General features: G+C 33.9%; 16 protein-coding genes. All 16 read left to right on the forward strand.

The annotated features are described in order from the left end of the window. The first annotated feature begins 62 nt into the window (after positions 1-62). The 16 genes from GQ40_RS13380 to GQ40_RS13455 all read left to right on the forward strand — a co-directional run bounded on the left by GQ40_RS13380 (position 63) and on the right by GQ40_RS13455 (position 14994). The gene (locus GQ40_RS13380; protein WP_052184263.1) at positions 63-2609 is read left to right on the forward strand and encodes a tetratricopeptide repeat protein; all 2547 of its coding nucleotides are present in this window, start codon (positions 63-65) and stop codon (positions 2607-2609) included. Between the two features lie 9 nt (positions 2610-2618). After that, positions 2619-3044 (forward strand): polymer-forming cytoskeletal protein, encoded by a 426-nt coding sequence (locus tag GQ40_RS13385; protein ID WP_047549379.1) that lies wholly within the window; start codon positions 2619-2621, stop codon positions 3042-3044. Continuing rightward, positions 2995-3234 carry an AtpZ/AtpI family protein gene (locus GQ40_RS13390; RefSeq protein ID WP_047549382.1) on the forward strand — a complete coding sequence of 80 codons (240 nt, stop codon included), beginning with the start codon at positions 2995-2997 and terminating at the stop codon, positions 3232-3234. Before GQ40_RS13385 ends, GQ40_RS13390 begins: the two co-directional genes overlap by 50 nt. Further along, a complete protein-coding gene (locus GQ40_RS17930; RefSeq protein ID WP_047549385.1) occupies positions 3227-3619 on the forward strand; it encodes a DUF6168 family protein in 393 nt (130 codons plus the stop codon). The genes GQ40_RS13390 and GQ40_RS17930 overlap by 8 nt, the downstream gene beginning before the upstream one ends. Before the next feature lie 89 nt (positions 3620-3708). Continuing rightward, on the forward strand, positions 3709-4887 hold the full coding sequence (atpB, locus tag GQ40_RS13400) for a F0F1 ATP synthase subunit A (RefSeq protein WP_047549387.1): 1179 nt from the start codon (positions 3709-3711) through the stop codon (positions 4885-4887). Positions 4888-4925: 38 nt separating this feature from the next. Then, on the forward strand, positions 4926-5114 hold the full coding sequence (atpE, locus tag GQ40_RS13405; protein ID WP_013993139.1) for an ATP synthase F0 subunit C: 189 nt from the start codon (positions 4926-4928) through the stop codon (positions 5112-5114). A 94-nt stretch (positions 5115-5208) separates the two neighbouring features. Next, a complete protein-coding gene (locus GQ40_RS13410; RefSeq protein ID WP_047549395.1) occupies positions 5209-5709 on the forward strand; it encodes a F0F1 ATP synthase subunit B in 501 nt (166 codons plus the stop codon). Between the two features lie 3 nt (positions 5710-5712). Further along, positions 5713-6252: an ATP synthase F1 subunit delta gene (gene atpH / locus GQ40_RS13415; RefSeq protein ID WP_047549398.1), complete on the forward strand. Its 540-nt coding sequence runs from the start codon at positions 5713-5715 to the stop codon at positions 6250-6252. Between the two features lie 80 nt (positions 6253-6332). Continuing rightward, positions 6333-7913: a F0F1 ATP synthase subunit alpha gene (gene atpA, locus GQ40_RS13420; protein ID WP_047549401.1), complete on the forward strand. Its 1581-nt coding sequence runs from the start codon at positions 6333-6335 to the stop codon at positions 7911-7913. Between the two features lie 92 nt (positions 7914-8005). Beyond that, positions 8006-8866, forward strand: coding sequence for an ATP synthase F1 subunit gamma (gene atpG, locus GQ40_RS13425; RefSeq protein WP_047549404.1), 861 nt, complete (start codon positions 8006-8008; stop codon positions 8864-8866). Between the two features lie 118 nt (positions 8867-8984). Then, on the forward strand, positions 8985-9506 hold the full coding sequence (locus GQ40_RS13430) for a hypothetical protein (RefSeq protein WP_047549407.1): 522 nt from the start codon (positions 8985-8987) through the stop codon (positions 9504-9506). 130 nt (positions 9507-9636) lie between these two features. Beyond that, positions 9637-11097, forward strand: coding sequence for an oligosaccharide flippase family protein (locus GQ40_RS13435; protein WP_047549410.1), 1461 nt, complete (start codon positions 9637-9639; stop codon positions 11095-11097). 1 nt (position 11098) lies between these two features. Continuing rightward, positions 11099-11533: a dUTP diphosphatase gene (dut, locus tag GQ40_RS13440; RefSeq protein ID WP_047549413.1), complete on the forward strand. Its 435-nt coding sequence runs from the start codon at positions 11099-11101 to the stop codon at positions 11531-11533. Positions 11534-11546: 13 nt separating this feature from the next. Further along, positions 11547-12503, forward strand: a complete 957-nt coding sequence (locus tag GQ40_RS13445) for a tetratricopeptide repeat protein (protein ID WP_047549416.1) — start codon at positions 11547-11549, stop codon at positions 12501-12503. A 3-nt stretch (positions 12504-12506) separates the two neighbouring features. Next, on the forward strand, positions 12507-13526 hold the full coding sequence (locus GQ40_RS13450; RefSeq protein WP_047549419.1) for a sugar phosphate nucleotidyltransferase: 1020 nt from the start codon (positions 12507-12509) through the stop codon (positions 13524-13526). A 106-nt stretch (positions 13527-13632) separates the two neighbouring features. Then, positions 13633-14994: a tetratricopeptide repeat protein gene (locus tag GQ40_RS13455; RefSeq protein ID WP_047549422.1), complete on the forward strand. Its 1362-nt coding sequence runs from the start codon at positions 13633-13635 to the stop codon at positions 14992-14994.

A 14994-nucleotide genomic window follows, 5' to 3' on the forward strand; every position in this document is an offset into this window, starting at 1 on the left:
ACAAAAAACTAAACCTTTTGAATACATCTTTTAAAGTCTTAATATCAGTCTTTTGCATAACAATGATCATTACAAGCTGTTCTCGTAAAAAAGACACCTTTGTAAACCGTAATTTTCATGCTTTAGGCACAAAATATAATATTCTCTATAACGGTAATATTGCCTTAGAAAACGGAAGAGAAACAGTAGATAACGCTGCAACAGATAACTATTGGCAACTGTTGCCTATAGAGCGTATGCAGGTTTCAGACGATTTTATATTACCAGGTCAATCCAAAAACCAAGACTTTGAACGTGCTGAGGAAAAAGCAATTAAAGCAGTTCAAAAACATGGGATGAACATTAAGGGTAAAGAGTACAATCCCCAAATTGATGAAGCTTATTTGTTGTTGGGTCAAGCACGTTATTTCGATCAACGTTTTGTGCCAGCTTTAGAGGCTTTCAACTATATTTTGTACAAATATCCAGCAAGTGATAAAATAAATACAGCAAAAGTTTGGAGAGAGAAAGCAAACATTAGATTAGAGAATAATGAGCTTGCTATTAAGAACCTCAAACGCCTTTTAGAACAAGAAGAGTTAGAAGACCAGGATTTGGCAGATGCAACCTCTATTTTAGCTCAAGCCTATATTAATACTAAGTCAAAAGACAGCGCACTTGCCCAACTTTCAATTGCTGCAGACTTCACAAATAAGAATAAGGAAAAAGCACGTTTTAATTATATCATTGGACAATTGTATGATGACTTCGGAAAAAAAGACAGCGCAAACCTGGCTTACGATAAGGTCATTGATATGCACCGTAAGATCCCGAGACCATACTACATCAATGCACACTTAGCCAAATCAAATAACTTTGATATGGAAAACGGAAACCAGATCGAGTTCTTAGAATACTTAACAGATTTGGAAGAAGATCGAGAAAATCGTCCGTTTTTAGATAAGATTTATTACCGCATTGCAGAGTTTCATAGAGCGAATGAACGAGATTCTATGGCAATAGCCTATTACAACAAATCATTACGCACCAATTTAGGAGATAAAGAATTAAAATCACGGGATTATTCCACTCTTGGGGACATGAGCTTTGACGTTGCAGAATATAAAGTAGCAGGTGCTTATTACGATAGTACAATGACGAACATGAAGCTTAACTCTAAGCCCTATCGCGTTGTTAAGCGTAAAAGGGAAAATCTTGAGGATGTCATTTATTACGAAGATATTGCTCAACAAAATGACAGTATTATAAGATTGGTAAATTTTTCCGAAGAAGAAAGGCTTACTTATTTTACAACCTATACCGAGGAATTAAAACTGTTGGCAGAAGCCGAAAAAGAAAAGAAAGAAGCCGAAGAGCGTCGTAATGCAGCAAGTTCTGGATTAAAAACCGGGAACCTCAATAATAACAGTAAAGTAGATGGTAACGCAGTTTTAAAATCTGTAAGAGCAAATCCAGGAGTGGCCACCAATAGCGGTAAAGAAAGTGAATTTTACTTTTATAACCCTACAACAGTTTCCTACGGAAAAAGTGAATTCGTAAAAATTTGGGGAAATAGAGAATTAAAAGATAATTGGAGATTATCCAATACTGCTGGAAGAGGTCAAAACAATTTAGAGGTAATCGATATCGCTGCAAATGCAACAGAAGATGAGCGCTTTGATCCTCAGTTTTATATTTCGCAAATCCCAATAGAGCAAAAGGAAATTGATAGTTTGGCAAAAGACAGAAATTATGCCTATTATCAACTTGGTGTTATCTACAAAGAAAAATTTAGCGAATTTGAATTAGCTAAAGTTAGGCTAGAGACATTATTACAGAACGATCCAGAAGAGCGTTTGATATTGCCCTCTAAATACAATCTCTATAAAATCTATATGGAATTAGGCTTGGAGAATAAAGCCAATGTCATGAAGAATGATATCATAAATGCATATCCAGAGTCTAGATATGCGCAAATACTGCTCAATCCAAAATCAGAATTCGCAAAAGACGAAAACAGTCCAGAAAGTTTATACAACAACTTATTTAAGCAATTTGGCGATCAGGAATATGCTGAGGTAGTAGCTAAAGCAGATGAATATATTACACAGTTTGAAGGCGATCCAATGGTTCCTAAGTTTGAAATCTTAAAAGCTTCTGCCAACGGAAGGTTAAATGGATTTGAAGCCTATAAAAAAGGTGTAAACTATATTGCGTTGACGTATCCAAATTCCGAAGAAGGAAAAAAAGCGAAAGAAATTTTAGAGAACGCAATCCCGATTCTTGCTAAAAAAGAATTTGTAAGCGACGATACAGGAAAACGTTTTAATGTATTATATCCCTTTACCAATGCTGAAAAAGGCGAGATAGATGATTTTGTGAAAAAACTGGACACCGCACTTGAGAAAATCAACTATTTTGATTTGTCAACATCGGTTGATTTCTATGATGAAAATACGACATTTGTTGTAGTTCATGGGCTTAAAAGTATTCAAGGAGCAGCTGGTTTTGCTGAAATCTTAAAAGAAAATAAAGATAAGATAGATAGAAGTTATTATTCAATTTCATCTCCTAATTATGAAATTGTACAACGACATAAAAATTTAAACGAATACCTAGAATCTCAATAAATTTAACCTATGTTTTCAGACAAAAAAACAGGACGTATGGCTTCAGACTCAATTTCACAACAAAATACGATTGCAAAAGGAACAGTAATAACAGGAGATGTTATTAGTGAGGGCGATTTTAGAATCGAAGGCTCAATTCAAGGCAATATTAAAACACCAGGCAAGGTAATCATTGGTAAAACAGGAGTTATAAACGGAACTTTAAAAAGCGCTAATGCAGATATTGAAGGTAAGTTTATGGGTAAGCTGTTTTTGTCAGACACCTTATCACTTAAATCTTCAGCATATGTTGAGGGAGAGGTTATTGTTGGTAAGTTAGCTGTAGAACCAGGAGCAACATTTAATGCCACATGCTCGATGAAGGGTGCCTTAAAAGAGTCAATTAATGGAACACCAGAGCAACAAAAAGTACTCCAAAATCAGCAAGCCAAATAAATTTATCAGGTTTACATCAGTTGCGTTTCAAATGGGAGCCACGATCTGGTTGGGCAATCTCTTCGGAAAATGGCTAGACACAAAATTTGATAACGATATTTGGGAAAATATAGTGACGTTACTTTCTGTATTTATTGCAATGTATATGGTTATAGCCCAGGTTATAAAAGTTTCGAAAGAAGATGATTAAATCCTTACTTTTATATATTCTAGCTTTTACTTTGTTATTTGTAACTGTGCATTTAACTCAAAAGGGAATTTTGGGTCAAAATATTTCTTCTATTCGATTTAGTCTTTGGAACACAAATTTATTCTTTGCGATTTCTTCTTTACTAATTTGCATCCATTTTTTGTTATTCTCATCAATTAAAAAGTTGAGGCCACAGCTTGGTTTTATCTATTTGCCAACACTATTTATAAAAGGAATATTGTTTTTTGCCCTTTTCAAATCTTCAATTTTTAAATTAGAATCTTTATCTATACTAGAGCGCGTAAACCTTCTTGTCCCGCTGCTTCTCTTTTTGATTTTAGAGGTCTATTTTATTGTACGAATTTTAGGAGAAAAGAAGCCTTAAATTTTAAGATAAAAAAGGTGATGGTTTTTTTAATTATTTACGTACTTTTGCACCGAATTTAGAAAGAGTAGTTTTTTGATTTTATAACAATGAAGATATTTCAACAAAGTTTTAAATTTTTAGCGATTGTAAGTCTGCTGTTTTTCTCAACAGTTTCATTTGCAAATAATTCTTCTGAAGGAGATGGTCAAGTAGATACTAAGAGCGAAGTTGATGCTTATATTTTACACCACATTCAGGATTCTCACGATTTTACATTGTTTTCTTACACAAGCGATGCTGGAGAACGTAAGCACGTCGGTTTTCCGCTTCCGGTAATTTTATGGACTAGCAATGGTTTAACTACTTTTATGTCTTCTGCATTTCACCATAATGATGACGGAAGTGTAATCGTCGAAAAAAACGGACTCAAATTCGCAAAAATACACTCTAAGATTTATGAATTAGACGCTGGCGCTTCCGAAGTGAAATTTGACGAAGACAACCATGCTGCTAATGGTCATAAGGTTTTAGATTTTTCGATAACGAAAAGTGTGCTTGGAGTTCTTTTAATAGGCTTGTTAATGTTGTTCTGGTTTTCTAGATTAGCTAAACAATACAAGAAAAAACAAATACCAACAGGTTTTGCTCGTGTTTTAGAGCCTCTTGTGATATATGTGCGAGATGAAATTGCTAGACCAAATATTGGAGATAAACATTATAGAAAGTTTACAGGGTACTTATTAACGGTTTTCTTTTTTATATGGCTATTAAACCTTTTGGGACTAACACCATTTGGGTTTAATGTTACAGGTCAATTAGCGGTAACAGCGTGTTTGGCTATTTTTACATTAATAATATATACTGTAAGTGGTAATAGAGATTATTGGCAGCATATTTTATGGATGCCTGGAGTTCCAATTTTAATTAGACCAGTATTGGCAGTTATTGAATTAGCGGGAGCGTTTGTAATAAAACCATTCTCTTTATTAGTTCGTTTATTTGCCAATATTTCAGCAGGACACATTGTGGTTATGAGTTTAATTGCAATAATGTTTACGCTTAAAGATTCACTTGGTGTTGTTGGTGCAACGGGATTATCATTAGTATTGTCATTTTTTATAACATTGATAGAAGTTTTGGTAGCTTTTTTACAAGCCTATATCTTTACAATGCTTTCAGCACTGTTTATTGGTATGGCTGTAGCAGAGCACGACCACGACCATGCACATGATGATCATGGTCACGAAGTTCCTGACGCAGAAGATGTAAGAGGGGATTTCATTTAATAAGAGTTTTTTTTAATTTAACTATAAATATTTTTACTATGTACAATTTAATTGGAGCAGGATTAATCGTAATCGGAGCAGGTATTGGACTTGGACAGATTGGTGGAAAAGCAATGGAAGGTATTGCACGTCAACCAGAAGCAACAGGAAAAATCCAGACAGCGATGATTATCATTGCAGCACTTTTAGAAGGTTTGGCATTTGGAGCTTTATTCTTAGGAAAATAAGAACCAGATCAAATTTACAAAACACTATCCTGTAACGGTTGGTTGCAGGACGTGTTTTTAAAATTAAAAAAAGAACACATAATTATTTACTAAGATGGATAAATTATTAAATGACTTTTCACCGGGATTATTCGTAGTGCAAACAATACTATTGTTGCTACTTATTTTTTTAATGGTAAAGTTTGCGTGGAAACCAATTCTTAGCTCACTTAACGAGAGAGAAGAAGGAATTCAAGGTGCATTAGATGCTGCAGAAAACGCAAAGCGTGAAATGGAAAACCTTCAAGCAGATAACCAAAAGTTATTGCAAGAAGCAAGATTAGAAAGAGAAGCAATGCTAAAGGAAGCAAGAGAAATGAAAGCACAAATGATTACAGATGCTGAAACTCAAGCTCAGGCTCAAGCAAACAAAATGATTGAGCAAGCTCAAGTTGCTATCAACGCTGAGAAAAAATCTGCAATGGCAGAACTTAAATCTCAAGTAGCAAGTTTATCTTTAGAGATTGCAGAAAAAGTTGTTAGAGAAGAATTATCTAATAAAGGCAAACAATTAGAATTGGTAGAGTCTATGTTAGATGATGCAAAATTAAATTAAATCATGGCAGGAACAAGAGCAGCCATTCGTTATGCGAAAGCAGTTTTAGATTTAGCTAAGACTCAGGATACTGCACAAGCGGTTAATGAGGATATGGTAGTTATTGCCAAGGCTATTGATGAAAGTCAGGATTTAAGTAACATGCTTCAAAGTGCAGTTATTAAATCTGTAGATAAAAAGGCAGCATTACTTAAAGTGTTTCCTGATGCTAATCCTATGTTTTCTGGTTTATTAGATGTTTTGGTATCTAATAAGCGTGTTAGTATTTTAGGAAATATTGCAACAATCTATACTGAGTTATATGAAAAGTCACAAAATGTAGTTACTGCAAACGTGACCACTGCAGTGCCTTTAACTGAGGATTTAAAGACTAAGGTTTTAGCTAAAGTTAAAGAATTGACCAATGCTAAAAATATAGAAGTTAAAAATATCGTAGATGAAACAATTATTGGAGGTTTCATTTTACGTGTTGGTGATATACAGTACAATGCTAGTATCTCTAACCAATTGAATAAGTTAAAAAAAGAATTTACATTAAATTAAACATTTTTCGGTCACTAGATAATTTGTGAACAATGCAGATTTAAAATTAAAGTGAACGTCTAATATCTAATAATAAAAAGATGGCAGAAGTAAAACCAGCTGAAATATCAGCAATCTTAAAACAACAACTAGCAGGTTTTGAAGCAAGTGCTTCATTAGACGAAGTTGGAACAGTATTAACAGTAGGTGATGGTATTGTACGTGCTTACGGATTAGCTAACGCTCAATATGGTGAGTTAGTTGAATTTGATGGCGGATTGGAAGGTATCGTACTTAACCTTGAGGAAGACAATGTAGGTATTGTATTACTTGGTACTTCGGTTGGAGTTAGAGAAGGATCTACGGTAAAACGTACGGAACGTATCGCTTCTGTTAATGTAGGTGAAGGTATTGTTGGACGTGTGGTTGACACATTAGGTAATCCAATTGATGGTAAAGGACCTATCGCTGGAGAAACTTATGAGATGCCTTTAGAGCGTAAAGCTCCAGGTGTTATCTATAGAGAACCTGTTACAGAACCATTACAAACAGGTATTAAAGCAATTGATGCTATGATTCCGGTTGGTAGAGGTCAGCGTGAGTTGGTAATTGGAGATAGACAAACTGGTAAAACAGCAGTTTGTATTGATGCTATTATAAATCAGAAAGAATTTTACGATGCAGGTAATCCTGTATATTGTATATATGTTGCTGTAGGCCAAAAGGCTTCAACAGTGGCACTTATTGCTAAAACACTAGAAGAAAAAGGAGCGTTAGCTTACACAACAATAGTTGCTGCAAACGCATCAGATCCTGCAGCGATGCAAGTTTATGCGCCATTTACGGGAGCATCTATTGGAGAATATTTTAGAGATACTGGTCGTCCAGCTTTAATTGTATTTGATGATTTATCAAAACAAGCAGTTGCATACCGTGAGGTATCTTTATTATTACGTCGTCCTCCAGGACGTGAGGCATATCCTGGTGATGTATTTTACTTACACTCAAGATTATTAGAGCGTTCTGCAAAAATTATAAATGATGATTCAATTGCAAAAGAGATGAATGATTTACCAGATTCTCTTAAGCCAATTGTAAAAGGTGGTGGTTCTTTAACCGCTTTACCAATTATTGAAACTCAAGCAGGTGACGTTTCAGCATATATTCCAACAAACGTAATTTCTATTACAGATGGACAAATCTTCTTAGATGGAGATTTATTTAACTCTGGTGTGCGTCCAGCAATTAACGTAGGTATTTCGGTATCTCGTGTTGGTGGTAACGCACAGATTAAGTCAATGAAAAAAGTATCTGGTACATTAAAACTAGATCAAGCACAGTATCGTGAATTAGAAGCGTTTGCTAAGTTTGGTTCAGATTTAGATGCGGTTACCTTAAATGTAATTGAAAAAGGAAAACGTAACGTTGAGATTTTAAAGCAAGGTCAAAATGATCCTTTTAAAGTGGAAGATCAAGTGGCAATTATTTATGCAGGATCTAAAAACTTATTGAGAGATGTACCTGTAAATAAAGTAAAAGAATTTGAAAGAGATTACCTAGAATTCTTAAACGCTAAGCACAGAGATGTATTAGATACCTTAAAAGCAGGAAAACTAACAGACGAGGTTACAGATACACTTATAACTGTAGCTAAAGATTTATCTGCTAAGTATAAAGGATAATACTTGCTGCTGTTTCACTTTAAAATAGAAACAGTACTTTAATTGTATAATATTTAAAAATAGTTTCTTCGGAAAGTATTTAAGATAGAAAGATGGCAAATTTAAAAGAAATACGTAACAGAATATCTTCAGTATCTTCAACGATGCAGATTACCAGTGCCATGAAAATGGTATCTGCTGCAAAATTAAAGAAAGCTCAAGATGCAATTACTGCAATGCGTCCTTATTCTGATAAGTTAACAGAGCTTTTACAAAATTTAAGCGCAACTTTAGAAGGAGATTCAAGTAGTAAATTTGCTGAGCAACGTGAAGTTAAAAAAGTATTATTAGTAGCGATTACTTCAAATAGAGGTCTTGCAGGAGCTTTTAACTCTAATATCATCAAGGAGGTTGCAAATCGTACAAAAAATACTTACGCCAACCAAGAAGTATCTTATCTGGCAATAGGTAAGAAAGCTAATGATGCATTTAAAAAAACAAATAAAGTTATAGCCAATAAAAGTCAGATTTTTGATGATTTAACTTTTGATAACGTTTCTGAAATTGCTCAGATGTTGATGGATCAGTTCATAGCAGGTGATTTTGATAAAATTGAGATTATCTATAATAAATTTAAAAATGCTGCAACCCAAATCGTTATGGCAGAACAGTTTTTACCAATTGTTCCTATGAAAGGTGAAGCTAATGTAAATGTTGATTACATTTTTGAGCCATCAAAAGAAGAAATAGTTGAGCAATTAATTCCGAAGTCATTAAAAACGCAGTTGTATAAATCCATCAGAGATAGTTTTGCTTCAGAACATGGTGCGCGTATGACTGCCATGCACAAAGCAACAGATAACGCAACAGAATTGAGAGATCAATTGAAATTAACATATAACAAAGCGCGTCAAGCTTCTATTACAAATGAAATCTTAGAGATTGTTGGTGGAGCCGAAGCATTGAATAATTAAAAAATTACTGCGCAGGCAGAAATCTTATTATAATTTTAAAAAGCCCAAATCGAAAGAGTTGGGCTTTTTTATGGCATTAAATTTGAAATTGTATATTTATAATTCTTAATACTTTAAAATGAAACTATTAAAACAAATATCATTTTTATCTGTAATGTTTATTCTTATGGCAAGTTTCTCTCAATGCTCATCTGCTCAAAAATTACAAAAAGAAGCACCAGCACAATTTGGAGAAGTGTATTACCAAAACTGGACAGCAGGAGTAAGTGGTGGAGGTTCTGGATTGAACCTCTTTATTCCCGTAATGAATACATCAGTCGAATTAGATAGTGTGTATTTTAAAGGGAGAGCTTCAAAACTAGAAATGAAAAATGGAAATGAAATATTATATGTTGGTCGGTTTCAAACAGACTTCAATCAGCCAAAAGATGTCGTTATGAGTAGTGATGCCAACGAAGAATATAATAACCAATTAATAAAGACTGATGAATCTATGCCTTTTGAATTAAAAGATCATGAGTGCGTTGTAAGCTATACTAAAAGTGGTAAAACACAATATTATAAAATTTCAAACATAAAAGAAAGAGAGCCTTTAAACTACCCAAGCGCTCCACCAAATCCAAACAAGAAATTCAATTAATTATCTAAGCTAACTGATATTATAGAAAACGAAGGCCAATATTATGAAGATGGACCAGAGGAGATCCAATAATATATCTTTGGTTGACGTTTGCTAAAAACGTATTTTTAAGCCCAACAAAATTGAACTCTTGAGTGCACTGAAATCTCTTTTCAAACAAACATTTATTTATGGTTTAGCTACGGTTTTGCCTAGGATGTTGAGTTTCTTGTTAGTGCCTCTTTATACGACAGATGGTGTGCTATCATCTGTTGCAGAATATGGCAAAGTCTCTGTAATCTTTTCTTATTTTGTATTATTTAATGTGATTTTAGCTTACGGTATGGAAACCGCATTCTTTAGATTTTTCAACAAGGAAGACGATAAAGATAAAGTCATTGGTACTTCTGCAATTTCGATAATCATATCTTCTTTAGGCTTTTTTGTTCTTGCTTTAATATTTCAGAATCAAATAGCAGCCTTAATTCAAATTGATGTAAAATATATCAATCTAGTGATTTGGATTTTACTTCTAGATGCACTAGTCATTATCCCATTTGCTTGGCTTAGGGCAACATCACAACCCATGCGGTATGCAATTATTAAAATTCTTAATGTTGCGATTAACCTAGGCCTTAACTTGTTTTTCTTATTATGGTTGGCAGATCTATCCTATTATGGCGCTTTCTTTAATAGTATTTGCGTAGATAATTTTGAAATCAGTTATATCTTCATTGCTAACCTCATTGCAAGTGCTGTAACATTAATTTTCGTGCTTTCGTTTTATACCAAAATCAAGTATAAATTCGATTCCAAATTATGGAAGACCATGTTTCGTTATGCGTCTCCTGTCTTAATTGCGGGAGTTGCTTTCTCCATAAATGAGACATTCGATCGCATACTATTAGATAGATTACTACCACCAGATATTGCCGAAACTGAAATCGGGATGTATTCAGCTTGCTACAAAATAGCATTGTTTATGACGTTATTTGCTACAGCGTATAGGTTGGGAATAGAACCCTTTTTCTTTAGTCACGCAAAAACAGAAAATCCCCAAAAAAATTATGCTAGAATATTAGAGTTTTTTGTTGCGTTTGGTTCTGTAATATTATTAACTGTAGTCGTTTTTGCAGATCTTTTAAAACCTTATATTGTTAGAAGTGAAGCCTATTGGGAAGCCATGTGGGTAGTGCCAATTATTTTGTTAGCTAACTTCTGTTTGGGAATTTACCACAATCTATCAGTCTGGTATAAAATTACAGACAGGACAAAATTTGGCGCTTATATTTCTATCGTTGGGGCAATAATCACTTTAATAATCAACATTTTTTTTATTAAAGCCTATAGTTATAAAGCGTCTGCAATTGCCACATTAGTTGCTTATTTAATTATGATGTTGCTTTCTTATTACTTCGGAAGAAAATATTACCCAATCCCATATAATCTCAAGAAAATAGGTTTGTATTTTATACTCTCAATTGGAATGTCCATTCTTTCTTTCTACTATTTTAGAGAAAATTATATGATAGGAATTTCAATGTTAATCGTATTTTTGGGTATCGTGTTCTTTTCAGAAAAAAAACAACTAATACAACTATTAAAAAGATAACATGCACATAAAAATAATCAACAAATCCAATCACGATCTACCGCATTATGAAACTAGTGCTTCCGCAGGAATGGATTTAAGAGCAAGTCTATCAGCATCTAGAACTCTAAAACCGTTAGAACGAACGATCGTTGGTACAGGATTATTTATAGAATTACCAGTTGGTATAGAAGCTCAAGTTAGACCACGAAGCGGGCTGGCAGCCAAAAAAGGAATCACAGTACTCAATGCTCCAGGAACAATCGATGCAGATTATAGAGGTGAGATAGGCGTGATTTTAGTAAATTTATCTAATGAGGATTTCATCGTAAATAATGGCGAGCGTATTGCTCAATTAGTGATTGCAAAACACGAAAGAGCAGAATGGACTGAAGTAGAACTACTTTCTGAAACCGATCGAGGAGAAGGTGGTTTTGGGAGTACAGGAGTAAAATAATAAAGAATAAATCATGAAAAGCATAAGCGTTTTAATTTGCCTTTTAGTATTTACGTTGAGCAGTGCTCAGGATAACGAAAAAATAAAAAAGATTTCAGATCAAGCTTGTGAATGTATTTCCAAAATTGATATCGATAAAACAAAAAAAGAGAAAAGTGAAGAGATAAAAGTTTGTATCCAATCTGCTAACTTGGGTTATCAAGTCGATAATGATCTGTTAAGTTCTCTAGAAAAATCTATGGACTCTTTAAGCAAGTCTAAAATAAAAACAGACTCTTTAGTTGTTAGTAATGACAAAAATTTTATCATTGATATTTCTGAAAATTATGAAGAAATTGAAGAATATCTCTACAATAACTGTGAGTTTTTAAAAGAGATGTATTTTACCGATAATAAAGCATCAGATAAGTCTTATTCAGAACGAAAAAAAGCAATGAAGTTTTATGAAGAAGGTCAAATAGCCTTTGCAAATGAAGATTATGAAAAAGCCATTACACTTTTTAGAAAAGCGGTAAATAAAGATAAAAACTTTGCTTTTGCTTGGGATAATCTAGGATATAGCTATCGCAAATTGAACAATTTTGATGAAGCTATTTCATGTTATAAAAAATCACTTGCATTAGATCCAAAAGGAAAAATGCCCCTCATGAATATTGCTGTTGCTTATGCGCTCAATGGCGACTTACCAAATGCTTTAAGCGCTTATGAGAACTATAAAATAACTTATGATAATGATCCAGAGGGCTTTTACGGGATAGGCAGGATTCTTTACTTTCAAAAAGATTACGAACCTGCTTTACAAAATATGATCAAGGCATATTACCTTTATCTCGAAATGGATTCTCCTTACAATATTGACGCTCAAAAACATATTGGGTTCATATACAAGGAAATGAAAGAACTTGGACAGTTAGAAGCATTTAACAAAATAGCAAAAGAAAATAAATTACAAGTAAATATTGAAGATTAACAGATGAAAATAATAGTACCAATGGCTGGACGAGGTTCTCGTCTAAGACCACATAGTTTAACAGTTCCAAAACCATTAATACCTGTTGCAGGTCAGCCAATCGTTCATCGACTGGTTAGAGACATTGCAAAAGTACTAAAGCAACCTATCGAGGAAATTGCTTTTGTATTAGGTGATCCAGCTTGGTTTGGTGACGAGGTTGTAGAAAGTTTAAAGGAATTAGCTACAAGTTTGGGCGCAAAACCGTCTATCTACCGCCAAGATCAGCCTTTGGGCACTGGACACGCTATTATGTGTGCAGAGCCATCGCTTTCTGGACCAGCAGTTATTGCCTATGCAGATACATTAATTAGAGCAGAGTTTGATCTCGACCCAAAAGCAGATAGTGTCATTTGGACCAAACAAGTAGAAAACCCAGAAGCATATGGAGTTGTCAAATTAAATGATAAAGAAGAAATCGTAGAATTAGTTGAAAAACCAAAAACGTTTGTAAGCGATCAAGCTGTAATTGGGATCTACTATTTTAAAGATGTTGCAGTTTTAAAGGATAAATTGCAAGAAATACTGGATCAAAACGTTATGAATGGTGGTGAGTACCAAATTAACGATGGGATTAAACGTATGATGGCAGATGGTAAAGTTTTTAAAACAGGAACCGTAGATGAGTGGATGGACTGCGGAAACAAAAACATTACACTAGAGACCAATTCTAAAATGTTAGGCTTTTTAAAAGCAGATGGCGAAGAGCAAATGATTGCCAAGACAGTAAAAAACAATAACTCAACAATTATAGAACCTTGTTATATTGGTGAAAACGTAAAACTGAATAATGCCACAATAGGCCCAAATGTGTCTATTGGTGATAATTGTGTGGTAGACAATTCAAGCGTTAAAAATAGCTTAATACAAAACCATACTACTATTAAAAACGCTAATTTAGACAATGCTATGATTGGCAATCACGTTATATACAACGGTGAATTTAAAGCAATAAGTATTGGCGATTATTCTGTTTTGGAATAACCTAGTTCCTGCGAAAGCAGGAATCCCAAAACTAATTTTGCAATAGATTTTGAAACCTGACTAGTTGCAAAACAACTAAAACTCCTTTTTTTAAAAGGAAATGACTATGAAAACTAAATTATACATCCTGCTTTTTTTCTTCGGAATTTTTATGCTTCCGCAGAAAACCCTTGCGCAAGTTGATTTCAATAAGCGTCCAGATGATGATTTAGGAAATGTTGAGGACACCTTTCAGGAATATTTCTTTGAAGCCTTAAAACAAAAAGGGATAGAGAACTACCAAAAATCTGCAGATGCGCTTTTAAAATGCATCGAAATCAACGATAGTGATCCTGTGTTGTATTACGAATTGGGAAAAAATTACATGCAACTCAAAAATTTTGGCGCTGCAGAAGATGCCTTTAAGGAAGCAGTTTCCAAATCTCCAGAAAACGAATGGTTTTTAGACGAGTTGTATGGTGTTTATATTCAGCAAAACGAAACCAATAAAGCGCTAAAAACAGTAAAGCAATTGGTAAAATTTCATCCAGATTATAAGCAAGATCTAGCGTCATTATATATTCAATTAGAAAAATATAAAGACGCCATAAAGCTTTTAGATGAAATGGATTCTCAATTGGGATACAGTGAAGACAGGGATTTTTTGCGCAATCAAATTTACAATCTAACAGGTAATGATGAAGACCGAATAGAAAATCTGGAAGATCGTGTTAAAAGTAATCCTGAAGATGAGTCCAATTACCTGCGTCTCATTTATAGATATAGCGAAACTGGCGAAACCAAAAAGGCATTTGACTCTGCAAAACGATTATTGGAAATCAATTCAGAATCACAATTGGTGCACCTTGCATTATACAAGTTCTATTTAGATGACAACGATACTAAAAATGCAATTAACTCAATGAAGGTTGTGCTTGCCAGCCCAGTAATAAAGCCAGAAGCAAAAACCAAGGTATTAAACGACTTCGTTAATTTTGTTGGTAAGAATCCAGAGTATGAGGCAGACCTAGTCGAGATGACATCTTTGATAAGTGAAGACAAAAGTGTAAAGACATTGATAGAGTTAGGTGATTATTATTTAAAATCTAATGATAAAGAGAAAGCCTTAGGATATTACGAAGAAGCATTACAGCAAGAGCCAAATGAGTTCAAGATTATTAGAGACGTATTACTGCTTCAAATAGATTTAAATAAAGATGAAGAAGCAGTGACAAGAAGCAAAGAAGCTTTAGATATTTTCCCGTCACAGCCTATTTTGTATCTAGTTAATGGTGTTGCAAACAATAAAATCAAACAACCAGAAAACGCCATAGAGAGCTTAGAGATAGGTTTAGATTTTTTAGTTGAAAATCCAAAAATGGAAGCAGATTTCTACAAACAGCTAAGTGAATCTTACAAGCAGTTAAATAATATAAGTAAATCTGAAACGTTTGCTAAAAAGGCGCAAGCCCTATTGAAAGATCAATAA

Source organism: Psychroserpens sp. Hel_I_66 (assembly GCF_000799465.1).
Classification (GTDB): domain Bacteria; phylum Bacteroidota; class Bacteroidia; order Flavobacteriales; family Flavobacteriaceae; genus Psychroserpens.